General features: G+C 61.3%; 26 protein-coding genes. 16 read left to right on the top strand and 10 right to left on the bottom strand.

Annotated elements, in window-relative coordinates:
• Entirely contained in the window at positions 1-150 is a 150-nt protein-coding gene (locus EHF33_RS07680; protein ID WP_124869634.1) for a type II toxin-antitoxin system PemK/MazF family toxin, read from the bottom strand.
• Positions 151-288: 138 nt separating this feature from the next.
• On the opposite strand from EHF33_RS07680, the gene EHF33_RS07675 reads away from it, so the two are divergent.
• Positions 289-1,243, top strand: a protein-coding gene (locus EHF33_RS07675) for an IS630 family transposase (RefSeq protein ID WP_124869631.1) whose coding sequence is annotated in 2 segments (ribosomal slippage) — positions 289-639 and positions 641-1,243 — 954 coding nt in all. Because the reading frame shifts where the segments join, the coding sequence is not laid out codon by codon here.
• An 8-nt stretch (positions 1,244-1,251) separates the two neighbouring features.
• Here EHF33_RS07675 and EHF33_RS07670 read toward each other — a convergent pair.
• The 3 genes from EHF33_RS07670 to EHF33_RS07660 all read right to left on the bottom strand — a co-directional run bounded on the left by EHF33_RS07670 (position 1,252) and on the right by EHF33_RS07660 (position 3,467).
• The gene (locus EHF33_RS07670) at positions 1,252-1,359 is read right to left on the bottom strand and encodes a ribbon-helix-helix domain-containing protein (RefSeq protein ID WP_124869627.1); all 108 of its coding nucleotides are present in this window, start codon (positions 1,357-1,359) and stop codon (positions 1,252-1,254) included.
• Between the two features lie 77 nt (positions 1,360-1,436).
• Positions 1,437-2,255: a phosphotransferase family protein gene (locus EHF33_RS07665; RefSeq protein ID WP_124869624.1), complete on the bottom strand. Its 819-nt coding sequence runs from the start codon at positions 2,253-2,255 to the stop codon at positions 1,437-1,439.
• A gap of 165 nt (positions 2,256-2,420) precedes the next feature.
• Complete coding sequence (locus EHF33_RS07660) at positions 2,421-3,467, bottom strand: HD domain-containing phosphohydrolase (RefSeq protein WP_124869621.1); 1,047 nt, start codon at positions 3,465-3,467, stop codon at positions 2,421-2,423.
• Positions 3,468-3,534: 67 nt separating this feature from the next.
• On the opposite strand from EHF33_RS07660, the gene EHF33_RS07655 reads away from it, so the two are divergent.
• On the top strand, positions 3,535-4,686 hold the full coding sequence (locus tag EHF33_RS07655) for a S1C family serine protease (protein ID WP_241191088.1): 1,152 nt from the start codon (positions 3,535-3,537) through the stop codon (positions 4,684-4,686).
• A 27-nt stretch (positions 4,687-4,713) separates the two neighbouring features.
• Here the strand turns inward: EHF33_RS07655 and EHF33_RS07650 are convergent, their stop codons facing one another.
• The 4 genes from EHF33_RS07650 to EHF33_RS07635 all read right to left on the bottom strand — a co-directional run bounded on the left by EHF33_RS07650 (position 4,714) and on the right by EHF33_RS07635 (position 8,695).
• Positions 4,714-5,301 (bottom strand): DedA family protein, encoded by a 588-nt coding sequence (locus EHF33_RS07650; RefSeq protein ID WP_124869618.1) that lies wholly within the window; start codon positions 5,299-5,301, stop codon positions 4,714-4,716.
• Positions 5,302-5,381: 80 nt separating this feature from the next.
• Positions 5,382-6,965 carry a peptide chain release factor 3 gene (locus tag EHF33_RS07645; RefSeq protein WP_124869614.1) on the bottom strand — a complete coding sequence of 528 codons (1,584 nt, stop codon included), beginning with the start codon at positions 6,963-6,965 and terminating at the stop codon, positions 5,382-5,384.
• Between the two features lie 149 nt (positions 6,966-7,114).
• Positions 7,115-8,032 (bottom strand): histone deacetylase family protein, encoded by a 918-nt coding sequence (locus EHF33_RS07640; RefSeq protein ID WP_124869610.1) that lies wholly within the window; start codon positions 8,030-8,032, stop codon positions 7,115-7,117.
• A gap of 48 nt (positions 8,033-8,080) precedes the next feature.
• Positions 8,081-8,695: an FMN-binding negative transcriptional regulator gene (locus EHF33_RS07635; RefSeq protein ID WP_124869607.1), complete on the bottom strand. Its 615-nt coding sequence runs from the start codon at positions 8,693-8,695 to the stop codon at positions 8,081-8,083.
• A gap of 254 nt (positions 8,696-8,949) precedes the next feature.
• Between EHF33_RS07635 and EHF33_RS07630 the strand changes: the two genes are divergently transcribed.
• Both EHF33_RS07630 and EHF33_RS07625 read left to right on the top strand, forming a co-directional pair.
• Positions 8,950-10,554 (top strand): ABC-F family ATP-binding cassette domain-containing protein, encoded by a 1,605-nt coding sequence (locus EHF33_RS07630; RefSeq protein ID WP_124869605.1) that lies wholly within the window; start codon positions 8,950-8,952, stop codon positions 10,552-10,554.
• Positions 10,554-11,054, top strand: coding sequence for a GNAT family N-acetyltransferase (locus EHF33_RS07625; RefSeq protein ID WP_124869602.1), 501 nt, complete (start codon positions 10,554-10,556; stop codon positions 11,052-11,054). The genes EHF33_RS07630 and EHF33_RS07625 overlap by 1 nt, the downstream gene beginning before the upstream one ends.
• Before the next feature lie 24 nt (positions 11,055-11,078).
• On the opposite strand, the gene EHF33_RS07620 is transcribed toward EHF33_RS07625, so the two are convergent.
• Entirely contained in the window at positions 11,079-12,173 is a 1,095-nt protein-coding gene (locus EHF33_RS07620; protein ID WP_241191319.1) for an enolase C-terminal domain-like protein, read from the bottom strand.
• A 5-nt stretch (positions 12,174-12,178) separates the two neighbouring features.
• Entirely contained in the window at positions 12,179-12,958 is a 780-nt protein-coding gene (locus EHF33_RS07615) for an AAA family ATPase (RefSeq protein WP_124869599.1), read from the bottom strand.
• Between the two features lie 232 nt (positions 12,959-13,190).
• Here EHF33_RS07615 and EHF33_RS21740 point away from each other — a divergent pair, with 232 nt between their 5' ends.
• The 12 genes from EHF33_RS21740 to EHF33_RS07560 all read left to right on the top strand — a co-directional run bounded on the left by EHF33_RS21740 (position 13,191) and on the right by EHF33_RS07560 (position 22,777).
• Positions 13,191-13,325, top strand: a complete 135-nt coding sequence (locus tag EHF33_RS21740; protein WP_277425523.1) for a hypothetical protein — start codon at positions 13,191-13,193, stop codon at positions 13,323-13,325.
• Positions 13,326-13,381: 56 nt separating this feature from the next.
• Positions 13,382-15,328 (top strand): PRC-barrel domain-containing protein, encoded by a 1,947-nt coding sequence (locus tag EHF33_RS07610; protein ID WP_124869596.1) that lies wholly within the window; start codon positions 13,382-13,384, stop codon positions 15,326-15,328.
• A 137-nt stretch (positions 15,329-15,465) separates the two neighbouring features.
• Positions 15,466-17,145, top strand: coding sequence for a DNA repair protein RecN (locus tag EHF33_RS07605; protein WP_124869593.1), 1,680 nt, complete (start codon positions 15,466-15,468; stop codon positions 17,143-17,145).
• A 111-nt stretch (positions 17,146-17,256) separates the two neighbouring features.
• On the top strand, positions 17,257-18,354 hold the full coding sequence (locus EHF33_RS07600) for a protease complex subunit PrcB family protein (protein WP_124869590.1): 1,098 nt from the start codon (positions 17,257-17,259) through the stop codon (positions 18,352-18,354).
• A 70-nt stretch (positions 18,355-18,424) separates the two neighbouring features.
• The gene (locus EHF33_RS07595; protein WP_124869587.1) at positions 18,425-19,117 is read left to right on the top strand and encodes a DsbA family protein; all 693 of its coding nucleotides are present in this window, start codon (positions 18,425-18,427) and stop codon (positions 19,115-19,117) included.
• 6 nt (positions 19,118-19,123) lie between these two features.
• A complete protein-coding gene (locus EHF33_RS07590; protein ID WP_124869585.1) occupies positions 19,124-19,573 on the top strand; it encodes a disulfide bond formation protein B in 450 nt (149 codons plus the stop codon).
• A gap of 72 nt (positions 19,574-19,645) precedes the next feature.
• Entirely contained in the window at positions 19,646-19,906 is a 261-nt protein-coding gene (infA, locus tag EHF33_RS07585; RefSeq protein WP_124869582.1) for a translation initiation factor IF-1, read from the top strand.
• Between the two features lie 150 nt (positions 19,907-20,056).
• On the top strand, positions 20,057-20,170 hold the full coding sequence (gene rpmJ, locus EHF33_RS07580) for a 50S ribosomal protein L36 (protein ID WP_124869580.1): 114 nt from the start codon (positions 20,057-20,059) through the stop codon (positions 20,168-20,170).
• Positions 20,170-20,550, top strand: coding sequence for a 30S ribosomal protein S13 (rpsM, locus tag EHF33_RS07575; RefSeq protein WP_124869578.1), 381 nt, complete (start codon positions 20,170-20,172; stop codon positions 20,548-20,550). The genes rpmJ and rpsM overlap by 1 nt, the downstream gene beginning before the upstream one ends.
• Before the next feature lie 3 nt (positions 20,551-20,553).
• On the top strand, positions 20,554-20,943 hold the full coding sequence (gene rpsK, locus EHF33_RS07570; protein ID WP_124869575.1) for a 30S ribosomal protein S11: 390 nt from the start codon (positions 20,554-20,556) through the stop codon (positions 20,941-20,943).
• A 191-nt stretch (positions 20,944-21,134) separates the two neighbouring features.
• Positions 21,135-21,752: a 30S ribosomal protein S4 gene (gene rpsD, locus EHF33_RS07565; protein ID WP_124869572.1), complete on the top strand. Its 618-nt coding sequence runs from the start codon at positions 21,135-21,137 to the stop codon at positions 21,750-21,752.
• A 20-nt stretch (positions 21,753-21,772) separates the two neighbouring features.
• The gene (locus EHF33_RS07560) at positions 21,773-22,777 is read left to right on the top strand and encodes a DNA-directed RNA polymerase subunit alpha (protein ID WP_124869569.1); all 1,005 of its coding nucleotides are present in this window, start codon (positions 21,773-21,775) and stop codon (positions 22,775-22,777) included.
• Positions 22,778-22,782: the final 5 nt, after the last annotated feature.

The following is a 22,782-nucleotide window of genomic DNA, read 5'->3' as shown; positions in this document are numbered from 1 at the left end:
TCAGGGGATTGAGCGCACGCGAGTCGTCAGCGGCGCGACAGTGACATTGCTGAGGTGAGCAATGAGAGCGTCCCGCGTCAAGATCACCACCGGACGCCGCTCATCTAAGTCGCACCAGCAAATATCGCCGCGCCGAGGAGCATGGGACATCAGTCGCCCCAAGCGCGGTGCAGGGAATGCCAGACATCATCGTCAGGTTGCGCCTGAAAGCTTTGGCGGTGCGCCTCTTCCAGCGCGGCATTCTGTCGGCGTTTGAGTTCGGCCTAGAGCATTTGACATAATAGCTTCATGAATACAGTAGGAGTACGTGGGTACAGTTTGGAACTTAGGACTCGGATTGTCGCATTGGTGCTGGGTGGCGCTTCGCCGGGCGAAGCGGCAAAACATTTTTCTGTCCATGTTGATACTGTCAAAAGCTATTTGAAACGGCACCACCAAAATACCCTGCATATTGTTGCCACACCGACGGGCCGTCGCCGTACGGTGATGGCCCTCCATGAGCAACAGCTTCTTGCACAGCTTGAAACCCACCGAGATGCGACGTTGCAAGAACACGCGGACATGCTGGAAACTATCACCGGGTTGAAGATCAGTTACAAAACGGTTGACCGGGTCTTTCGCCGCCACAAGATCACCCACAAAAAAAACACTGGTCGCCAGAGAACGTCGTGAAGAACTGCGAACGCAGTTCCTCAATGACCTTGCACCGTACCTTCAAACGCCTAACCGATTGGTCTTTCTTGATGAAAGTGGGTTCCATATCGCGATGACGCGTGGGTATGGCCGTGCGCCGAGTGATCAGCGGGCCGTTGACCGCGTGCCGCGAAATCGTGGGCGAAATCAGACCTTGATCTGTGCGTTGAGCTTGGCAGGGCCGCAGGCCGCCATCGTCCTTGATGGCGCACTTGATGGCATAGCGTTTGAATGGTATGTTCGCGAAATACTGTGTCCAACGTTAAAGCCAGGGCAAGTGGTGGTGATGGACAATCTCTCGTCACATCATCGAGCGTCCATTCGGACGCTCATCCAAACGCATGGAAGTGAGGTCATGTTTACCTCACCATACAGTCCGGATTTCAACCCGATTGAACTCATGTTTTCCAAGTTGAAAGCACTGGTTCGGAGTGGGGCCTGGCGAGTCGTGACGGAGCTTTATGATGCCATCGGCGTTGCCTTGGATGCCGTATCAGAGACAGATATTCGACACTGGTTCAAACATGCTCATCCTAAGATTCTATTATGACAAATGCTCTAAAGCGCAATACGGATAAAAGCGCTGCGAGTTTCTTGGCCCTTGCCTGCCGCAAGGTCAACCGCAGAGAGCAGTTCATCGTCTAGCGCCATCTGCACGGTTTTCATGTGGATAATTTTCTTCACAAAGATGTGGGTAAAAGAGAAATGAACGGATCAAAGCAACGCATCGCTGCAGAGTCTCCTCAAATCAAATGCAGCAGCGCGTGGCGTGCCCGCCGCACTTTTACCTCGCGCTGCGCTTCAAATTCATACGGCTCGTTCATCAAAAACCAGTAGAGGTCATGCAAATAACTGTGGGCCAGATACGCCCGGAAGCGGGTGAGTGAACTCAGATCGGGCGGCACCAGCTCCAGCGCCGCCGCGAGGCTCTCGGGTCTGGACAGCAAATCCAGCGTGCCGGTTTTGAGGAGGGCCAGATCGCGCATCGGGTCGTCCCAAGCGGCTTTCGTCCAGTCGATCACCAGAACTTCGCCCGTCGCGTCGTTGATCAAAATGTTGTCTTGCCACAAATCGAGGTGGCAAAATGCGGCGGGCACGTCCAGCGCTCCCCGGAAGAGCGGTTCTTCAATGGCCTCAAACAAATCGTCGAGCGGATAAGGCGCGAGGGCGCTGCGAAACCGCTTAAGGCGCTCGCTCAGCCTGGGCAAGTCCACTTGGCCGCGCCGCTCTGCGTGTAGAGCCTCCAGAATTTGCCGCACCCTCGGCAGGGCGCGGAGCACATCCGCTTCAGAGAGCGGGTGGCCGTCAAAACGCGGCATCACCAGCACTTCCACGCCGTCGGTTTCGTGTACGTTCAGCACCCACTGGCCCATGTCGGCGCGGCGCATGTTGGCGGCCTCGGTGCGGTGTTCGCCTTTGTGGTTGCGGTAGATCTTCAGCACCCGCTCGCGGCTGGCGTCGGTGTACACCCGGCTCTGCATGCCAAAGTCCAGCGGCGTCAGCGGGCCGTAGAGCTGTTCTAAGTTGGGAAATAAACTGACCCGCTGCACGGCGCACATCATAGCGGGAAGCGGAGCGTGGGAAGCGGGGCACTCATCTTTTTTGCTGCCGCCGCCGCTTTGGGGCTGTTTCTTTTGGGTGCTTCACGCTCCATTGTTCAGCGGCCAGAGCAGTGGGAGGATAGAGCGCTGAGCCGAAAGCGCACTCAGTGATCCTCCCGGCTGGTCTTAGTGTACGCCGCGTTCCAACAAGCCCACCAATCTCGGATCGAGCGCTTTTCCAGCTTGGCCGCGCAGCACTTCGAGGTCGCCGGTTCTGACATAGGTGTTGGCGACGGCCAGAATACGGGCGTACAACGGAATATCTTCGCCGCTGAGCTTATCGGGCGTGCCTTGTCCGTCCCAGCGCTCGTGGTGGTGCCGGATGGCGAGTTGGGCCTGACTCAAGCTGCCCACCCCGTGCAAGACGTTGGCGCTGACCAGCGCGTGGTTTTCTTCACCGTGCAGTTTGCCGACATCGTGCAGGGTGGCGGCAAACCAGACTTCGTCGAGTTCGCGCTCGGCCAGTCCCAGCGTGCGTCCCAGTTGCAAAGCCACCTGCGCCACTGCTTCGGCGTGTCCCACTGAATCAAAATCGAGGCTCTCGCTGATCTCGGCCACCGCTGCGGCCACCGTGCGGGCGGTGGCGCGGGCTTCTTCACGCGAGTCCATCAAGCCGAGCAGCATCCCCACGGTGCTGCTGAGTTTCTGGGCGCTGTCTTGCTGTTCCTGAGTAAAACCGCTTCCCACCCGGTCAAGCACCAGTGCGCCGAGGTTGCGGCCCTTATCCGCCAGCGGCAGCACCAAAGAAGCGCTGACCTGATTCATGCCCGCTTCGTCAAATTGAGGGTGAAGCATTTCGTCGTTCATGGCATAAAGGTCGCTGGAACCATTGGTGATCAGGCGCGGGCGGGCCGCCGTCCACGGGCCGGACAAGCTCAGGCCCACCAAGCGGCGCGGGTAGAGCAGCACCGCCACCACCCGGTCTTGGCCGCGCCGCAGCACTCCGTAACCCTTTACGTCGCCGCCGACCCGCGCCGCGAGCTGCGAGAGCGCACTTTCGAGCAGGCCTTCGGGCGTGGGGCGGGAGAGCAGTTCAGCAAGGAGCTTGCCCGCTTCCGGCTCCTGGTACACGCTCAGCGTTCCGGCGAGAGCGGGAGAAGCCAGCTCCACCGCCGCCGTTTGCTCGGCGCTTTGGGAAGCGGGGGACGGTTGGGGGCGCGGACGTCTAAACATGCTCCAAGTATAAAAGCCCCATCATTCAAACTCCTGACAGCAGGGGTACACCCTTTGGTGCGCGGCGGTGATCTCTACCGTGCTATTCGGCACGCTCGGTACCCGTCACTTGGCGCTAGAGTCAGCCATGAAGTTCTCGCCTTGGCCCGCCGTTTTGCTCATCATTGCTGGAGCGGCTTACTTTGTGCCGCAGGCCGACCCCAGCGCGGGCCGTTTTGGGAGCGGCTTTGACAGCTCGGGCAGCGCCGCGACGCCCACCCTGCGTGATCCCTTATCACCGGCGACCCGCGACCTGTTCAGCAAATCGCGTCCGGCCACTGTGCAAATCGAGCAGCTCGGCCCTTCGGAAAATGGAGGCGTGCAGGGCGGCCTCGGCACCGGGTTCCTGATTTCGGGTGACGGCCAGGTCATGACCGCTTATCACGTGGTAGACGGCGCACAGCTTATCCGGGTCAAGACGCTGAGCGGGCAGGTCTACCGCGCCCGTGTGACGGCTTTCGACAATGCGGCGGACGTGGCGCTGCTCAAGATCGACACCCGTAGTGCATTGCCCTTTTTACCGCTGGCCAGCCGCGAAGCCAAAATCGGTGAGGGGGTACTGGCCATCGGCAACAGTGGCGGCGACTTCTTGCAGGCCCGTGTCGGCCGGCTGCTGAGGCTCGGAGCGCGGGCAGGCCAAGCCGATTTTCCCCAAAATACTTTTGAGATGAGTGCCCCGCTTGCGCCCGGCGACAGCGGCGGCCCGATCCTGAACGCCAGCGGCGAAGTGATGGGCGTGGTCAGCTACGTGCGGGTCAACGATGAAGGCAAAACCCTAACCTCTTACGCCGTGCCCGTCGAGGAGTCGGGCAAACTGGTTCAGGCGCTAGAAGCCGGAGAAAAGCGCGACGTTCCGGCAATTGGCCTGCGCTTCGACGGCCAGCATGACGGCCTGACCAGCCCTTCCGGCGGGGTGGTGGCCGAAGTGGTGGCGGGCAGCCCAGCAGCAGCGGCGGGACTGCGTGGATCGAGTTACGACAGCCAAGACCAACTCAGCCAACTCGGCGACACCATCACGGCGGTCGACGGCATCCGGACGCGCAGCAGCAACGACGTGATTTTTGAAATTCGCCGCCGCCAAGTCGGTGACACCGTCAAGCTGACGCTCAGCCGTAAAGCCCAGAGCCGCGAAGTCAGCGTGCCGCTGGTGGCCAAAGGGAGCATCAATTACAACCAGTGATATTGGGGGAAAGCAGTTTCTCCCGGTTTAGCGCCGCCGACGCTTGTTGATTTCCAGTAGCACCGGAATAAACGAAAGCACCAAGATCACGCCGACAATGACCAGAATGTATTTGTCCAGCACGTCTTTGGGAATGATCTTGCCCAGAAAATAACCGGCCAGCGGCACGCTCGTTCCCCACAGCACCGCGCCGATGGCGTTGGAGATCATAAAAGTGCGCGGGTTCATTTGAATGGTTCCGGCCAGTGTGGGCAGCAGCGTGCGGATGATCGGCACGAAGCGGGCCAGAATCAGCGCCTGATTGCCGCGCTCGTCAAAATACTCGCGGGCCTGCTCGACGTATTCGGGCTTGAGAAACTTGACGCGGGCAAACACGGCGGGGCCAAAGCGGCGGCCAATGAAGTAGCCCGACAGATTGCCCAGAAACGCCGCCACAATCACCAGCACGATGATTTCAACGATGCCGAGGTCGCCCCGCGCTGCAAACAGGCCCGCCGTAATCAGCAAGCTGTCGCCGGGCAAAAAGAAACCGAGCAGCAGGCCCGTTTCGGCAAAGATAATCAGGGCGAGGCCCACATAAGAAAAGGTGGCGAGCAGGTATTCAGGACTGAGCATTCGGGTAGTGTAGCCCGCCGCTTAAAGACCTTTCGTCAGCGGAAAGTAAAGGGGTGAGCTGATGCCCCTCCGTGCTGCCCTCAAACCCGCGTCAAATCCTTGGGCAGCGGCAAGAACTCAATCTCGGGGTGCTGGGTCTGGGTGTAGTCCAGATCATAGGGACTTCTGAACAGCATGACCGGACGGCCCTGATCGTCTTCGACGTGGCGGGCGAAGCGGGCCACCGAGGCCGTGTCACCGGCCAGCCAGCGCACCAGCTCGTAACTGGTGACGTGCATTTCCACTTCGACGTTGTATTCCTCGAGGAGGCGGGCCTGAAAAACTTCAAATTGCAGCGGCCCCACCGCGCCCAAATACGGATCACGCGCTCCGTCGGTGGGGTAAAAGACCTGCACCACGCCTTCTTCGGTGAGCTGGGTCAGCCCTTTCATAAAGGCCTTGCGCTTGCCCACGTCGCGCAGAGAAATGGTGGCAAACGTTTCGGGCGTGAATCTCGGGAAGCTGGGCAGTTGCAATTTGCCGTCTAAGCTGATCACATCGCCAATCTGGAAGACGCCCGGATTGACCAGGCCCACGATGTCGCCCGGATAAGCGTCGTCCACTTTTTCACGGTCTTGGGCAAATAACGTATGCGCCTGCGAGAGCCGCAACTTGCGTCCGGTGCGGGTGTGCGTTACGTCCATGCCGCGCTCGAAGTGACCGCTCATCACCCGCATGTAAGCAGTGCGGTCACGGTGGGCCTTGCTCATGTTGGCCTGCAACTTAAAGATGAATCCGGCAAACGGCGCTTCAGGGTCGCGCTCACCGAGATTGGTTTCGACTGGGCCGGGTGGGGGCGCGAGTTCCACGAACCGGCTCAGAAAGTGCTCGACGCCGAAATTGTTCATGGCACTGCCGAAAAAGACGGGAGTCAGTTCGCCTTTCAGGAAGGCATTCTGGTCAAATTCGCCCATCGCGCCCTCGATCAGTTCCACGTCCTGAATCAGTTTGGCGGCGAGGTCGGGGCCGACCAGTTGGCGCAGTTCGGGGTCGCGCAGTCCGGCAACTTGCACCGGGGCACGCTGTTTGCCGCGTGCGGTGCGCTCGAACACTAAGACTTGCTTGCTCTGCAAATCGTAGACGCCCTTGAAATCGGGGCCGTCACCAATCGGCCAGGTCAGCGGAATGGCGGTGATCCCCAGCGTGCTCTCGACTTGCTCGATCAGCTCGAATGGATCGACGGCGGGCCTGTCCATCTTGTTGATGAAGGTCAGAATCGGAATGCCCCGGTTGCGGCACACCGCGAACAGCTTTTCGGTTTGGGCCTGCACGCCTCTGGCCGCGTCCAGCACCATCAGCGCCGAGTCGGCGGCGGTCAGGGTGCGGTAGGTGTCCTCACTGAAATCTTGGTGTCCGGGGGTATCGAGGAGGTTGATGTGGCGGCCTTCGTATTCAAAGGTCAGCGCCGAGCTGGAAATGGAAATACCGCGCTGCTGCTCGATGCTCATCCAATCGGAAGTGGTGTGGCGCATACCTTCGCGGGCGGTCACACTGCCGGCCTGCTGAATCGCGCCTCCGTAGAGCAGCAATTTTTCGGTGATGGTGGTTTTACCGGCGTCGGGGTGAGAAATGATGGCAAAGGTGCGGCGGCGCTCGATTTCGCGCACAATGTGAGGACTGGTCATAAAGGCTCCGGCGGGCGCGATATGGCGGCAGCGGCCCGTAGTAAGGGAAAGTTTTGAATAAAGCGTCGGTTCAGTTTCTACGACTCAGGGCCGCAACGTCGTTCAGGCGTCGTCGTCAGGGTGGCGTGAGGAGAAACATCATTTAAACATTATACCGCGTTTGGAGAAGGAGAAAAAGCCCCCAGCGCCGCGTCCAAGGTGCCCAGCCTTGCCCGCACCAACTTGGCCGGATCGCGGTTGTATCCGCCCGCCATCAGCGACACCAGCGGGGTTTTGCTGCCCGCTGCCCAGCCGTAGACCCGTTCGTCTCTCGCTCGCAGCCCGTCCAAGCTCAGCGCCAGCCGCCCCAGTTGGTCGCCTTCCAGCACGTCCGCGCCTGCCAGATAGAAAACCAACTCAGGCTCAAACGCTTGCACAGCAGGCATTACCGTGTCTTCAAGTGCCGCCAGATACTCGGCGTCGCCCGCGCCATCGGGCAATCCCACGTCCAGATCGCTGTTTTCCTTGTTGAACGGATAATTGTGGTCGGCGTGAACGCTGAGGGTGAAGGCCCGCGCCTCACTTCCCAGCATCGCCGCCGTGCCGTTGCCCTGATGCACGTCGAGGTCAAGCACCAAGACTTTGGAGAGTAGTCCAGCGTCAAGCAGATGCCGGGTGATGATCGCCACATCGTTGAGAAACGAAAAACCCTCGGCATGGTCGACGTAAGCGTGGTGGGTTCCGCCGCCCAAGCTGAGGCCGAGGCCGCTGCTCAGCGCGTCGCAGGTGGCGCTCAGCGTTGCGCCGCATGACGCCCGACTGCGCTCCACAACTGCGGTGTCCCACGCAAAGCCCAGTGCCCGCTCCTCTTGCCGCGTGACTTCGCCGCGTCGCCAGCGCTGCAAATAAGCGGGGTCGTGTGCCCGCTCTGCGAGTGCCCAGGGCAAAGGAGGCGCTTCCAGCAGCGGCAAACGCTCGGCGGCTTGTGCGAGGAGTTGCAGCAAAAATTCACGCGGCAAAAACTGGCGGCGCGGCGGAGGAGACTGGCGGTAAGCGGCGTTGAGGAAGGGGGTAAAGGCGCGGGGCACGCCGGTAGTTTAGGGGCTACAACGTAGGAACTCAGTCAGCCTAGGAACTCAGTCAGCACTGTGCGCCTCCATCATCTCGGCAGTGGCCCGCTCGTGCGTTGAGCCGCTGAGTGCCAACTCACGCTGCACGTTGGCCCTGTCGGCCGCCGTTTTGTTTTGGCTGAGCTTGTATTTGCCTTCCAGCTTGCTGACCCGCAGCTCAAAGGTCACCACGCCCGCCAACATGCGCCGCTCAAGGTCAGCGGGAATGGCGGCCATACCGGGCGTGTGCTGCTCCACCAGGCCGTAAGCGATGCGCCGGGTGGCCTCGCCTGCGACCACTTGGGCCTGCCCGTAGGCGTGAACCGCCGCGTAATTCCAAGTCGGCACGTTCGGGCGGCTTTCGTACCACGCCGGATCAATCAGGGCGTGTGGTCCCTGGAAAATAACCAAACTGTCGGCTTCTCCGAAGTGCTGCCACTGCGGATTGGCCCGCGCCAGGTGGGAGCGCAAATAAAGTGCTTCGCTGCCGTCTGCGCTTTGCTCCGATTCGATCAGCAGCGGAATGTGCGAGGCAAACGGCACGCCGCCCGGAGCCGTGATGAGGGTGGCGAAGCTGTGCGCCCGCATAAACCGCAGCAACTCAGCTTGATCGGTCAGGCGAAAGTGAGCGGGGGAGTACATGCGGGCAGTCTAACGGCCCCAATAGACCAAGTGCGCTCTAAGCCGCTTGGCCTATTGGGGCCCACTCCGCGCTAAACTCCCCTAGACCCGCTCAAGGTTCTTGAGGTCTGGCTTTCCTTCCCGCCGCCGCCGAGGTTTGATGAATGAACAGCGCCCGCCAGTAAGCCCAGTTAGATTCAGAGCAATCTAAACGCCTTGCTGCTGCCTTGCCCATAGGCCAGGACGCGCTGATCACAACCCATACCGGGGGAAGTATGCTTGCCCGTTTACATCACGTTGCCCGCAGTTACGGCGACCGAACCATTTTTGACGACGTTTCCTTAGATATCCGTCCCGCCGAGCGCCTCGCCCTGATTGGCGAAAATGGCAGCGGCAAAACCACTTTGCTGCGCCTGATCGCCGGACTCGACGCCCCCGACAGCGGCCAGGTGGAGCGCTACGGCAGCGTGGCGTACTTGCCTCAGCACGCGCCCCAGCACGGCGGCAAAGTGCTGGACGCCGTGACTCCGCCCGAACTGCTGGAAGCCTTGTGCGTCCTAAACGCCGCCAGCGCTGATCTCGGCGACCCCACGCCCGACCACCTCCGCACCTTCAGCGCCGCCGAAGAACGTTACCGCAGCGTGGGTGGTTACGACTTTGAAACGCGGGCCAAGACTGTGCTGGCGGGCCTTAATCTTGATCCGCAGGCGGCAGCAGGCCAACTCTCGGGCGGTCAGACGCGGCGGGTGCTGCTGGCCCGTCTGTTGCTCTCGCCTGCCGAACTGTATCTGCTCGACGAACCCACCAACCACCTTGACGAAGCCTCGGTGCGCTGGCTGGAAGACTGGATCGCCCGCAGCCGCGCCGCGTTTGTGCTGGCCTCGCATGACCGCGCTTTTTTGGACGCGGTGAGCACCCATACTGCCGAGCTGGAACGCGGGCGGCTCACCTTGTACCCGGCGGCATATTCGGCGGCGATGGAACTCAAAGCTACTTTGCGAGACGCCCAAGACCGCGCTCACACGGCGACCCGAAAGCAACGGGCGGCGCTTGAAACGGAAGCTGCTCGCCGTCAGAGCAAAGCCCGCAGCGCTGGAAGCTACAACCCCAAACGCGCCGCTGACGGTGACAAATTGCTGGCCAAAGGCAAAGCTCAAAACGCCCAGAACGTCAATGCGGCCCGTGCCAGAGCGCTAGAAAAACGGGCTGAGCGCTTGGCGGTGACGGATAAGCCCTACGACGATCACCGCCTGATCACTCTTGACTTGCCCGCCGCATCAACTGGCCCCAGTGAAGTGTTGACCGTGCGCGACTTGACGGTTCGGCGAGGCAGCTTCACAGTGCTGGAAAACGTCAATTTGGATGTTCGGCGCGGCGACAAGATTGCTCTGACGGGGCCAAATGGGGGCGGCAAGAGCACGCTGCTCCACGCCGTTTTGGGCCAGTTGCCTTACGGCGGAACGGTGCGGCTGGGCGCGGGGCTGCACCTCTACTTCGCGGGGCAGAGCGGCGAAGAGCTGTCTAACTTGTCCACTCTCAAAGACGCCTTATTGGACGCCAACCCGCTGCTGACGCCGCACCAACTCTACGAAATTGCCGCCCAAGTCGGCTTACCGCCGGAGCCGTCGTTCAAGTTGGTAAACCTCTCGGGTGGGCAGCGCACTCGCCTGAGTTTGGCACGGCTGGGCGTGACCCGCGCCAATCTGCTGGTGCTGGACGAACCCACCAACCACCTCGACATCAAGGCCATTGAAGCGCTGGAAGACTTGCTGCGCCGCTTTTCCGGCACGCTGCTGATGGCGACACATGACCGCCACCTGCGTCAGCAAGTCGCCACGCGGGTCTGGGAAGTCGGTGGGGGAGGAGTACGGGAAGGATAATGGAGGAAATAGAACACATACAACTCCGCCCACTGCGCCCCGGCGATGAAGAAGCCGCTGTGCGCTGGGGAGCCGACGAAGAATTTTGCCGCGCGGCTGACTGGACAGTGGGACTTGCGCCGAATAAAATCCGCGAACACTGGGCCAAGCTGATTGCCACGTCCGCCCCCGATTTTGTGCGGCTGGGGATAGAGCTAAGCGGCGCATTGATCGGTCATGTCGATCTGGCGTACCTCACCCCGGTGTCCGGTGAGTTCGGCATTGGCATTGAGCGCCCGCGCTGGCGGCAGGGCGTCGGGTTGGCAGCGGGCAAGTTACTCCTCAAGCACGCCTTTGAAGTCCTCAAACTGGAAGAAGTCACTGCTCTCGTTCACGCGCCCAACCTGCCGTCGCACGCGCTGATGCTGCGGCTGGGCTTTGTGGAAGAGGGTGAGTGTGATCCGGAGGAGTATCAGGGCGAAACGGTGCCGGTGACGCGGTATCTAATCAGGACGAAGTGATGCTTGGCAAGCAATCCGCCGACCTCACACCCGCGCTGCCCGCAACTTCTCCTCGTCCACCTGATGCTCTCTCAGTGCGGCCACGTCCAGCCAGCCGTCCTTAAATTCAATCGGCAAGTTGAGCAAGTCGCTTTGGATTTTGAGCACAAAACTCAGCTCGCACGGCTCGGTCACGCCTTCTTGAGTGCTGAGCAGCGCGGCGTGGAGGGTGCCGAGGCCGCTGCTGGCCTGCGAGCCGATCATCACCCCCTTGCCGGCCTGCTGAGCGCGGCGCAACATCGCCAACCCGTCGGTAAATCCGTTGCGGGCGGTTTTGATGTTCAGAATGTCGAAGGTGTCGAAGTCCAGCTCACGCTCCAAATCGAGGGGCGTGAAGCACGAATCGTCGGCCACCAGCGGCAGCACCCCGCTGGCCTTCAGGTGGGCGCGGGCGCGAATCTGGCGCACCGGCAGCGGCTCCTCTACGTACATCAACCCCGCTTCGCGCATGGCGGCGAGAGCGGCGGGCGCAATTTCGGGCGTCAGGGTTTCGTTGCTGTCGGCGTAGAGCTGAACTTCGCTGCCGAATTCAAAGCGCAGCGCTTCGATCACCTCCAAGTCGCGGGCATGCTGGCGGCCCACTTTGACCTTCAGCACCCGCACACCCTGCTCCACCACCCGGCGGGCTTCATCCAGCATCTCAGCGGGCGCGGCGATGCCCAGAATAAACGAGGCCCGCACCAGGGTATTTGGCCCCAGCAGCGCGTCAAAGAGGCTTTGCCCCCGCGCCTTCTGGCGGGCGTCCCACAGCGCCATGTCCAGCGCTCCGCGTGCCGTCAGGTTTTGGGCCACGCTGTTGCGGGCGGCGTTCAGTGCGGTCTCGTCGTCGATGCTCAGGCCCATCAATGCGGCTTCAAGATGGCTCAGAATACCGACGATGCTGGCCACCGTTTCGCCGTAAATCGTCGGACGCGGCGGCGCTTCGGCCTCACCCAGCGTGCCGTCATCGAGGTGCACCCGCACCAAAACGTGTTCGGCGGCGCTCAAGCGGCTGTGTGCGCCCCACGCCAGCACCCCGTGCAGCGGCAAGCGGTAGGGAACGGCTTCCAGCCGCACGATCTTGGGGCCGCCCACCTCCAAATGGGTCACAGCCAATGCTCCACGCGCCTTGCCACTTCACTTGGGGCCAGCGCCGCCGTGTCGAGATCGAGCATTCGCTCAGGCGGCAGCGTCAGCAAAAAGGCGCGGGCGGCTGCCGGATCGTAGTTTTGGCGTTCGCTCAGCACGATTTTGGTTTTGGCCAGAATGTCGGCTGGGGCGTGGCCCTGACTCTGCAAGGCGGCGAGTTCGCTGAGTTCGGCGGGCGTGAACACCTGCGCCGCGCCGCTGAGGGCCGCCAGTTCGCTGCTGAGATCATGACTGACCGCGTCTTGTTTCAACGCGTCGAAAGCGTCGCCCCGCCCGAGCAGTCGGCGCACCCGCAGGGCGTCGGGCGCGTGCAGGTGAATAAAGCGCCACGCTGCAAACGCCTCAGCGGCGTAGCGAACTTCGTCTAGGCCCCGTAGACCGTCAAACACCAAGCGCTCTCCCTTTTCCGGCAAAGCCCGCAGCGTGCCGAGGGCCTGCGCCATGCCGCCGGGGTGGGTTTGGCGGTAGCGGGCGGTCAGGGCAAAGCGCTCTTGCCTGTCGGTCACGGCGCGGCCCGCCAGCGGCTCGATCATCACCGCGTCGGTGACTTCGCGGCGGTCAGGCAGCACCCGCAGCCCTGTCGCGCTCAGGGCACTCAGGGCGGTGCTTTTTCCCACCCCCGTCACGCCCACCAGGAGGGTCAGCGGCAAAGCGGAGAGCGGCTCGGCTCCGACAGGCGGCGTTTGGTGGGGCAGCCACAGCCCACTGAGGGCCAGCGAGGAAAAAGGCAACGTCATGGCCCGCAGTCTAGCGGCCCGCGCCGCGCTTGGCCTCACTCAACCCGCTTGAGTGCGCGTGAGCTTGGCTAAAGATTTGAGCAAGGCTAACCCAAGTGGACATAAGCACTCCGCCCCGTCAGTTCTCGCCTGAGCCCACTAGACTTCTGAGCAAGACTGTCTTTACACCGCGCTGAAGAAGTCAACCGTGTTGTTCTCAGGATTTTTTGTCCTTAGCCGTCAAGGAGACGTTATGGCCCGGCTCAACGGTAACAAATCCGGCGGTGGTGGTGTTTGGATCACCGCCCTGATTATAATTTTGGTGCTGCTCTATTTGCTTTACCGCTTTTACTTGCAGCCCAACGGTTTACTCGATTTAGGATTTTGAGACTCAACTCGCGCCTTCAAAATAAATTCAGGATTGAGAATTAAGGAGATTATTTCATGATTAAAGGTAAAGACTTGGTTGGACGCAGTGTGGTTTCTTTAAGCAGCGGGCATCAGATTGATAAAGTGCATGACTTGGTGTTCGACCATGATGCCAATCAAGTTTTGGCGCTGCTGGTTGATGAGGGTGGCTGGTTCAGGGCCGCCAAAGTGGTGCCGTTTGAGGCGGTTCGCAGCATTGGCGAGGACGCTGTGATGATTGACGACGAAAACAGCGTCATCAGCGCCCGTGACGACTCGCGCATCGCCGATTTGCTCGACACCAAAGTGGGCCTCGTCGGCACCCGGCTCCTGACCAGCGGAGGACGCGAACTCGGCAAAATCGCCGACGTGTACTTTGAACCCACCAGCGGCAAAGTGGTGGGCTACGAAGCGACGGGCGGTTTGTTTTCTGATTTGTCGAGTGGCCGCACCTTCGTGCCCGCGCCGGAAAGCATCAGCATTGGAGACAACGCCGCAATTGTGCCGGAGTCGGTGGCCGCCGCGATGGAAGAACAGGAAGCGGGCGGGCTGCAAGGGGCGCTCAGCAACGTCAGCGACAACGTCAAGCAGAGTTACGAGAATCTGTCGACCGCCACCAAGTCGCGCCAAAAAGAATTTGTGATTGGCAAGCAGGCCGGAAGCGAGGTGGCCACCGAGGAAGGTTTGGTCATCGTTCAAAAGGGCGAAACCATCACCACCGAGCAGGCCGACCATGCCGAGGAGCTTGGCTTGCTCGGTTCGCTGGTGGGCGCAGCGACCGGCGGCAGTATGCAGGCGGCTTACAGCAGCGCGGCCAGCAACGTGCAGGGCCGAGTGGACGACTTGAGCGACGCCTCGCAGGAACGCCAGATGCAGTACGTGATCGGCAAAACGGCAGGCAAAGACGTGGTGGCCGGAGGCACGCCGACAGAAGGCGCGGCGCTCAGCACCGTTATTGTCAGCAAGGGTGAGGTCATCACCGAGCAGCAAGCTGAGAGTGCCCGCGAGCACGGCGTTCTGGGTCAATTGGTCGCGGCGGCCACCAGTGGGAGTATGCAAACGGTCTACAGCAGCGCGTCGAGCAACTTGCAAAGCCGCGTCGAGGACTTGAGCAGCGCCAGCCGTGAGCGCCAAGTGGAATATGTGTTGGGCAAAGTGGCCGGAAGCGACGTTCACGGTGACGACGACACGGTGATCGTTTTGAAGGGCCAGACCATCACGCCGATGGCGGTGCAGAGCGCCGAGAGCAAAAACGCGCTGGGCAGCTTGGTGGCCTCGGCCACAGCGGGCAACTTGCAAGGCGGCGTGCAGCGCCTGAGCGGCTCTTACGTGAGTAGCCAGACGGCAGACAGCGCTCCGGTAACAGGCGCTCCCGTTGTCGGTGCTCCAGCAGCCAGCGCTTTGGGCCGCCGCGTCCGCCGCGATGTCTACGGCCCCAACCGCACCCTGATCGCCGCACAGGGCCAGATCGTGACTCAGGGCGTGCTGGAACGTGCCCGTGAACTGCACCGCGAAGACGATTTGCTCGACGCCACCGGCATTGCCCAAGTCAGCGGCACCGAGAGCGGCGGGCCTGCCATCGGGGAGCAGCTCTCTGCAGGCCTGAGCAACGTCAGTGCTGGAGCGACGGGCTTCTTTGACCGCGCCAAGCAGTGGCTGGGTGAAACCCGCGACAACGCTGGAGAAGCCGTCGAGCAGCGCCAGAACGACGCCGAAGTTCAAAAAGTCCGTGACGCGCTGGGCCGCCCGGTCACGCGGGTGATTCTCGATCCGCAGGACAATATCATCCTCAATATCGGCGAGATCATCACTAACAAAGCGGTGGCCGCCGCCCGCCAAGCCGACATTTTGGACATGCTGCTGGACAGTGTCAGCAAGGAAGAAGTGCGGATCAACCCGCTGGACGTGCGCCCCCACGAAACCGGCAGCGCCGCCTTGGAAGGCGTGGACGATGTGAACTTGCAAAAGAAGCCGCAGTCGTAAACCAGATTCTACGAAAAGGGCCGCTTTCCTGCGTTTAGGAAAGCGGCCCTTTGGTCTGCCTGTGGAGATCACAGTGCTCTGCTTCTCAAGTGCCACCACTCCTGCTTCGTCCAGTGCCTTTCATCACCCTCTGCGCTATGTCCCGCGCTAAACTGCTGGGCGTGCCTTCCCGCTCGCCCGCCCCCGCGCATTTAACCCGCTTGGAGATTCGCAACCTCGCCACCATCGCTACGCTGGCTCTGGAACTGCGCGGCGGGTTTTCGGTGTTTACCGGCGAAACTGGCGCGGGCAAAAGCATCATCGTGGACGCGCTGGGCCTGCTGCTCGGCTCGCGCAGCAATACCGATTTGATCCGCAGCGGCGCGGATGATCTGCTGGTCACTGGCTTTTGGGGCGAGGACGTGGTGTCGCGCAAACTCACCCACCAGGGCCGCAGCAGCGCCCGCGTGGACGGTGAAGTGGTGGCCCTGCGCGAACTGGCCGAGGTCTCGCAGACCCGCCTGACCATTCACTGGCAGCACAGCGCCCAGAGCCTGCTGAGCGCGGGCAACCAACGCGCCCTGCTCGACACCTTGCTGTTAGATGAACTCGGTCACTACCACGCCGCTTACCGGGCGTGGCAAAACGCCGCCGGACACTTCGAGCGCCTGCAGGCCTCCGAGCGGGAGCGGGCCAGACAGCTCGATTTGCTGCGCTTCCAAACTCAGGAACTCAGCGAGGCGGGCCTGAAGGAAGCTGAAGAAGAACCGCTGCGGGCTGAACTGGTGCGGCTGTCGAATTTTGAATCCATCGCTGCAGGCGCGTCCGAAGCCCTAGAATTGCTCAGCGACGGCGAGATCAGCGCGGCGGGCCTCGTGTCGCAGGCGCTCCGGTCACTGAATGCTCCGGCCCGTTACGATGAAGCCAGCGCCCAGCTTCAAGCCGAACTTGCCAGCGCCTTAGAAAGTGTGCAAGCGGTGGTCAGCGAACTCAGGAGTGTGGCCGAAGACCGCGCTCCCGATACCGAAGCGCTGGCCCAACTCGAAAGCCGCCTGAGCCTGATCGGCAAGTTGCAGGCCAAATACGGCCCCAGCAGCCAGGACGTGCTGAACTTTCAAGCCGAAGCCGAGCGCGAACTCGCCGCGCTGGAAAGCGACGAGCAAAGCGCCGGAACGCTCGAAGCGGAAGTGAGAGCCCTGCGCCAGATCGCCGAACAAGCCGGACTGCGCCTGCGCACTGTTCGCCAAAAAGCCGCCGCGCCGCTCTCTGAGCAGCTGCTCAACGTCATTCGCCAACTCGGAATGCCGCACGCCCGCCTTGAATTCGAGCTGCGCCCGCTGGCCGTGCCGGGGCCGCACGGCTCAGACGATGTGAGCATCCGCTTCAGTGCCAACCCCGGCGAGAGCTTGGGCGAGCTGGCCGACACCGCTTCGGGCGGCGAACTCTCCCGCGTGATGCTGGCCATCAGCACGGTGCTGGGAGCCAGCACGCCCAGCGTGGTTTTTGATGAGGTAGACGCGGGCATCGGCGGCTCGGCGGCGCGGGCGGTGGCCGATCAGCTCTCGCACTTGGCGTCGGCACGGCAAGTCTTGGTGGTCACGCACCTCGCTCAAATTGCCGCCCGCGCCGATTGGCATTTCAAAGTCGAAAAAGACATTGAAGCGGGCCGCACCATCAGCCGGGTGCGCCTGCTTTCGGGCGAGGAGCGTTTGGAAGAAATTGCCCGAATGCTCAGCGGCGCGTCGTCCGAAGCAGCGTTGTCGCACGCCCGCGAGTTGCTTGCAGGTTCGGAGCGTGTGCCCGAGCCAAAAAAGCGGGGAGCCAAAGCGCTGAGCTAGGAAGTATTTGGTAGGTGGCCTGCACAACGCGGCTTTTTTACTCCTCAATCATGAAGGCCAGATTGATCTCCCTTTAGGCGTGAGTCAGCTGCCGCCCCCTAAGCTGAGAGGATGAAGAATTCAACTGGACTCAAATTGGCCGCCGCGCTGCTCGGCGCTGGGCTGCTGGCGGGCTGCACTATGTCGGGGCCGAGCAACATCCGCGTCCATGAAGTGCTGCTGTACGGCTCCTCGCAAGACCGCCTCGCTTGGGTCTACGGCAGCTTGTCGGGCGGTCAGGGCAGCCTCAGCATTGACGGCAAAGCGCTGGCCTTGCGCCCGCAGACCGCTGGAGATTTGGCGACGCCTGGCAGCCTGAATGTGGGCGGCGCGAACGTCTATAAAGGCCGCACCCGCACCTTGTTGCCGCCTGAAAGCGTGGTTCAGCAGGGTACGGCCAATGCCTACACCATCAGCGCTACCCAAGACATCGATGCCACCTACCTCGTCAGCGGCGGCACGTGGTATCAGCTCAGCGGCGCACTGGCGGCGGGCAGCAGCGTGCAGGCCAGCGCCCAAACCGTGAGCGGCTTAGCGGGCTCGGGCCAACTGACTGGCAGCGAGGCCGCTGTCCTGAGCGGCGTGTTGGCCAAGCAAGGCGTCTTGGTTGTCACGGTGTTGCCTGCCGGCGCTTTGCCTGACGCGGCGCTGAAGGTCGAGCCTGCGACCACCGAAACCAAGCGCACCGGCCTTTACTTGCAGCCGCTCTCGGTGGCCACCGCCACGACGACCACCACCACGACCACCGGAGGCACTGTGAGCAGCACCCCAGCCACGAGCAGCACGGTGGGCTTCCGCGAAGTCGCCAGCGGCAACAACGCTCAGGCCAGCAGCGCCAGTGTGGTACTGGCCAACAGCCAGAGCGCCCTAGATGCACTGTGGAACACGGCCTACGCCCGCCAAGTTCCCGTTCCGCCGACGCCGATTATCGTCAGCCAAACCGCAGTGGGGATTTTCCTCGGCAGCCGACCAACTGGGGGCTACGGCCTGACGGTGCAGTCGGTGCGGGCCAACGGCTCAGCCCTTGAGATCACCGTGAATCTGCGCTCTCCCGGTTCCGGCACCATCACCACCCAGTCTATTACCAGTCCCTGGGCCATCGTCTCCGTGCAGGGCCTTTACCGCACGGTGACGGTGCGTGACCAAAACGCGCAGTTGCTGATTCCCTAGCGTGTTGGCCCGGGTGTTCTCATCTGGGCCGGGTGATCTGCCGCCGCCTCAACCTTTAGACTGAGCCACTATGACCAGACTCAACGGCGGCAACTCCAACAACCGTATTTTTTTAGTCGTCGGCACTTTGGTGGCGCTGCTCCTGATCGGCATCACCGTTTGGGCGGTGCAGCGCGGACAAACCAGCACGCCGACCAGCGCCGGAACCAAGACCTTTGATTTGAAGGGTCAGCCGTTTATCGGCAAAGAAGACGCGCCGGTGACCTTGGTGACGTTCGAAGATTTCAAGTGCCCCAACTGCAAAAACTTCGAAGAAAACATCTTCCCAGAGATCAAGTCCAAGTACATCGATACCGGCAAAGCTAAACTCTACAAAATCAACTTTCCGTTTCTGGGCGACCGGTTAGACCCCAATGACTCGGTGCTGGCGGCTGAAGCGGCGGAATGCGCCTACGACCAGACCGGCAACGAGGGCTATGAAGGCATGTCCACCATCATCTTCCGCGCTCAGGGTGATGAAAGCCAGGTCTGGGCCACCAAAGAGAAACTCGAGGAATTGGCGGGCAGCGTGGACGGCCTCGATATGGCCAAGTTCAAGACCTGCTTGGATACCGATGCTACCAAGGCCCGCGTGGAAGCCGACAAGAAGCAGGCCACCGATGCCGGCGTCAACGCCACACCCAGCGTGTTCGTCAATGGCGTTTTGACCACCGATTTCAGCCCAGAGACGATTGGCAAGGCGATTGACGCCGCTGCCAAATAAGCACCAATGACCCGCGATAACCGTCTGTATTTGGCGTGGGTTGTGGCCCTGATCGCTACACTGGGCAGCTTGTACTTCTCCGAGATTCGCTCGTTCGTGCCGTGCATCCTGTGTTGGTTCCAGCGGATTTTCATGTACCCGCTGGCGATCATCTTGGGCATAGCAGCCCTGCGCGGCGATTTCGGTGTGCGAGTTTACGCACTCAGTTTGGCCGCCGCCGGCTGGCTGATTGCCCTTTACCAAAACTTGGAGGTCTGGGGCGTGGTGCAAACGCTCAAAGCCTGTACCGTCGGCCCTATCGGCACCGGCTGCGACGCCAAGTGGCCGATTTTCGGCGCAGGACTCAGCGGCGTGTCCAACATCATTACCATTCCGGTGCTGAGCCTCACGGCCTTCACGCTGATTATTGGTTTGCTGAGTTGGCCCCGTCATAAGGTCGAGCAGGGGAGAGTGTAATGCTGCGCCTCTTGTCAGTCCGTGAGCCGCGTGCTAGCTTTACGTTTGGCTTGTTCCAAGCCGGGAGGTTTCGTGGCGAGAAGAAGAGCACCAGACGGACGTGAATCCAAACGCAAGAAGGAAGACGCCGATACCGTTCGCGCCGAAGGCGTAGTGGAAGAAGCGCTGCCCAACACCACCTTCCGCGTGAAGTTGGACACTGGGCACGATCTCTTGGCGTATATCAGCGGCAAGATGCGAATTCACTACATTCGTATTTTGCCCGGAGACCGCGTGGTTCTGGAGATCTCGCCTTACGACACTTCACGCGGGCGCATCGTCTACCGCCGCTAAGCGCGGGAAGCGGTCAAAAGCGCGGTGGCCCGCTCAAGCTGCTTTGCGGCAGCAAGGTCACCAACCAGATTCCCCACAACCTAAGGGTGCCGGGGGGTCGAGCGTCGGCCACGCTCTACTGGAGCAAGGCGGCGCGAGGAGGAAGGATAGATGAAGGTTCGCAGCAGTGTGAAGAAAATGTGCGACAAATGCAAAGTCATTCGTCGTCATGGTCGCGTGATCGTGATTTGCGAAAACGTGAAGCATAAGCAGAGGCAAGGTTAATGGCCCGTATCGCCGGCGTTGACTTGCCCCGCGAGAAGCGCATCCAAATTGGCCTGCGCTATATCTACGGCATCGGGCCAACCCGTGCCGATCAGGTTCTGGCGACCACGGGCATCAGCCCCGATACCCGCGTCAAAAACTTGACCGAAGCCGAAACCACCCAGCTCCGCGACGCCATCGAGAAAGTCTACAAAGTTGAAGGCGATCTGCGCAGTGAAGTGGGGCAGAACATCAAGCGTCTGATGGACATCGGTGCTTACCGTGGTCTGCGTCACCGCCGTGGTTTGCCGGTGCGTGGTCAGCGTACCAAGACCAACGCCCGCACCCGTAAGGGGCCGCGCAAGACTGTGGCTGGCAAGAAAAAGGCCGCGAGGAAGTAAATCATGGCCAAGACCACCAAAAGAGCGCCCCGCGCCAAGCGCCGCAATATCAGCGCGGGCCGCGCCTATATCCACGCCAGCTACAACAACACCATCGTCACCATCACCGACGTCGAGGGCAACTCTGTGGCTTGGTCGTCGGGCGGCACCATCGGCTATAAAGGCAGCAAGAAGGGCACGCCCTACGCGGCCCAACTCGCCGCCGCCGACGCCGTGAAAAAAGCCCAAGGCTTCGGCATGAATATCGTCGACGTGGTCGTTCGTGGTTCGGGTTCGGGCCGCGAGCAAGCCATCCGCGCTATTCAGGCCTCGGGCATCGAAGTCAAGTCCATCATGGACGACACTCCTGTGCCGCACAACGGCTGCCGCCCCAAGAAGAAGCACCGCGCCTAAAACCTACCGCCGCGTTCTGGCCCGTCAAGTTCTGTGACGTCTTTCTTTGATGTCGCATTTTTGGCAGCACCTTTGCCTCAATAATTTTGACAGAGACAACATCCGCGCCACGCGGAGACGGTTTCCAGAGCGCTGCATCTTGGTCACTGCTGAGCACAAAAGAGCAGTCAGACCACACCCTGAGGAGAAAAATGGGTCGTTTCCGTGGTTCCATCACCAAACAAAGCCGCCGCGAAGGGATTAACCTTGCGGAGACTGAGAAAGTCCAAAAGTATCTCGACAAGCGCCCCTACGCGCCGGGTCAGCACGGGCAGCGCCGCAAGGGCCGCCCATCTGATTACAGCGTGCGTCTGCGCGAAAAGCAAAAGCTCTCGCGCCTCTACGGCATGGGCGAAAAGCAGTTTCGCAACCTCTTTGAAGAAGCGTCCAACGTTCCCGGCGTGACCGGCACGGTGTTCTTGCAACTCCTCGAGCGCCGCCTCGACAACGTGGTGTTCCGGATGGGCTTTGCCAGCACCCGCCGCCAGGCCCGTCAATTTGTGGGACACGGCCATATTTTGGTCAACGGCAAGAAAGTCGATATCGCCTCTTACCGCGTCAAAATCGGCGACCAAGTCAGCGTCTTTGACAAGAGCCGCCAAATGGGTTTTGTTCAGGAAAATATGGACGCCATGAAGCGCCGCCGGGTCAGCCCCTGGATCGAGATGAACCCGGAGACCTTTACCGGCACCTTCTCACGTCTGCCTGCCCGCGAAGATCTGGCGTTGCCGATCAACGAGAACTTCATCATCGAATACTACTCGCGTTAAGAACGGAACGGAGGTTCTGCGTGGATCAAAAGCGTCCCCAGCTCAAAGCCCGTGTCGAAGGCGACTACGGCGAATTTACCTTGGAACCGCTGCGGCGGGGCTACGGCGTCACGGTGGGCAACCCCCTGCGCCGCATCCTGCTCAGCAGCATTCCGGGAAGCGCCGTGACCAGCGTCTATATCGAGGACGTGCTGCACGAATTTAGCACCATCCCCGGCGTCAAAGAAGACGTTATTCGCATCATTCTCAACCTCAAAGAACTGGTGGTGCGTTTCCACGCCCCCGGCCCCAAGACCCTGACGCTCCGCGCCGGTGGTCAAGGCGTCGTCAAAGCCAGCGCTTTCGAGGTGCCCTCCGACGCTGAAATCGTCAACCCTGATCTGGTGATTGCTACCCTCGCCGAAGACGGCAAATTGGTGATGGAAGTGCGCGTCGAAGAAGGCGAAGGCTACGTGCCCGCCGACAAGCACTCGACCAAAGACCGCATCAACTCCATTCCGGTGGACGCGGTGTTTACTCCGGTTCGCCGTGTGGCTTACCACGTGGAAAATACCCGCGTGGGGCAGCAGACCGATTTGGACCGCCTCATCTTGCGGGTCTGGACGGACGGCTCGACCAGCCCCCAAGACGCCCTCGACAAAGCCGTGGACATTCTCCGCGACGAGTTGACGGTGTTCGGTAACGTGGAAACCCTGCAGGCCGAAGTCGCTCCGACTCCGGTACTGGTGCCTTCCGCGCCTGCCGCCAGCTATCCAGTCTACGATCCGGCTCCCACCCAAGCGGCTTCGATCAGCCTTGGCGACTACGCACTGGGCGGTGAAGTCAGCAGCCCCCGCGTCACCTTGGAGGGCCTCGGCCTGACCACCCGCGTGCTGCACTCGCTCAAGGAGGAAGGCATCGACTCGGTGGACGCCCTGTGCGCCCTCTCTGACCGCGACCTCAAAAAGGTTCCGGGCATCGGTGAGCGCAGCCTCGACGAAATCAAGCAGCAACTGGCCCAATTCGGGCTGGCGCTCAAAGACTAACGTTT

The organism is Deinococcus psychrotolerans (assembly GCF_003860465.1).
In the GTDB taxonomy this organism is placed as follows: Bacteria; Deinococcota; Deinococci; order Deinococcales; family Deinococcaceae; genus Deinococcus; species Deinococcus psychrotolerans.
Note: the sequence above shows the minus strand (reverse complement) of the source record. Positions and strands in the feature narration are given on the sequence as shown.

Excerpts from the sequence above, each read along its gene's own strand:
- EHF33_RS07670 (WP_124869627.1), bottom strand. The coding sequence starts at position 1,359 with ATGAAAACCGTGCAGATGGCGCTAGACGATGAACTGCTCTCTGCGGTT.
- rpsD (WP_124869572.1), top strand. The coding sequence starts at position 21,135 with ATGGGTCGTTTCCGTGGTTCCATCACCAAACAAAGCCGCCGCGAAGGG.
- EHF33_RS07605 (WP_124869593.1), top strand. The coding sequence starts at position 15,466 with ATGTCCCGCGCTAAACTGCTGGGCGTGCCTTCCCGCTCGCCCGCCCCC.
- EHF33_RS07625 (WP_124869602.1), top strand. The coding sequence starts at position 10,554 with ATGGAGGAAATAGAACACATACAACTCCGCCCACTGCGCCCCGGCGAT.
- EHF33_RS07680 (WP_124869634.1), bottom strand. The coding sequence starts at position 150 with ATGTCCCATGCTCCTCGGCGCGGCGATATTTGCTGGTGCGACTTAGAT.
- EHF33_RS07665 (WP_124869624.1), bottom strand. The coding sequence starts at position 2,255 with ATGATGTGCGCCGTGCAGCGGGTCAGTTTATTTCCCAACTTAGAACAG.
- EHF33_RS07610 (WP_124869596.1), top strand. The coding sequence starts at position 13,382 with ATGATTAAAGGTAAAGACTTGGTTGGACGCAGTGTGGTTTCTTTAAGC.
- EHF33_RS21740 (WP_277425523.1), top strand. The coding sequence starts at position 13,191 with ATGGCCCGGCTCAACGGTAACAAATCCGGCGGTGGTGGTGTTTGGATC.
- rpmJ (WP_124869580.1), top strand. The coding sequence starts at position 20,057 with ATGAAGGTTCGCAGCAGTGTGAAGAAAATGTGCGACAAATGCAAAGTC.
- EHF33_RS07615 (WP_124869599.1), bottom strand. The coding sequence starts at position 12,958 with ATGACGTTGCCTTTTTCCTCGCTGGCCCTCAGTGGGCTGTGGCTGCCC.
- EHF33_RS07645 (WP_124869614.1), bottom strand. The coding sequence starts at position 6,965 with ATGACCAGTCCTCACATTGTGCGCGAAATCGAGCGCCGCCGCACCTTT.
- rpsM (WP_124869578.1), top strand. The coding sequence starts at position 20,170 with ATGGCCCGTATCGCCGGCGTTGACTTGCCCCGCGAGAAGCGCATCCAA.
- EHF33_RS07600 (WP_124869590.1), top strand. The coding sequence starts at position 17,257 with ATGAAGAATTCAACTGGACTCAAATTGGCCGCCGCGCTGCTCGGCGCT.
- rpsK (WP_124869575.1), top strand. The coding sequence starts at position 20,554 with ATGGCCAAGACCACCAAAAGAGCGCCCCGCGCCAAGCGCCGCAATATC.
- EHF33_RS07635 (WP_124869607.1), bottom strand. The coding sequence starts at position 8,695 with ATGTACTCCCCCGCTCACTTTCGCCTGACCGATCAAGCTGAGTTGCTG.
- EHF33_RS07595 (WP_124869587.1), top strand. The coding sequence starts at position 18,425 with ATGACCAGACTCAACGGCGGCAACTCCAACAACCGTATTTTTTTAGTC.
- EHF33_RS07630 (WP_124869605.1), top strand. The coding sequence starts at position 8,950 with ATGCTTGCCCGTTTACATCACGTTGCCCGCAGTTACGGCGACCGAACC.
- EHF33_RS07660 (WP_124869621.1), bottom strand. The coding sequence starts at position 3,467 with ATGTTTAGACGTCCGCGCCCCCAACCGTCCCCCGCTTCCCAAAGCGCC.
- EHF33_RS07590 (WP_124869585.1), top strand. The coding sequence starts at position 19,124 with ATGACCCGCGATAACCGTCTGTATTTGGCGTGGGTTGTGGCCCTGATC.
- EHF33_RS07650 (WP_124869618.1), bottom strand. The coding sequence starts at position 5,301 with ATGCTCAGTCCTGAATACCTGCTCGCCACCTTTTCTTATGTGGGCCTC.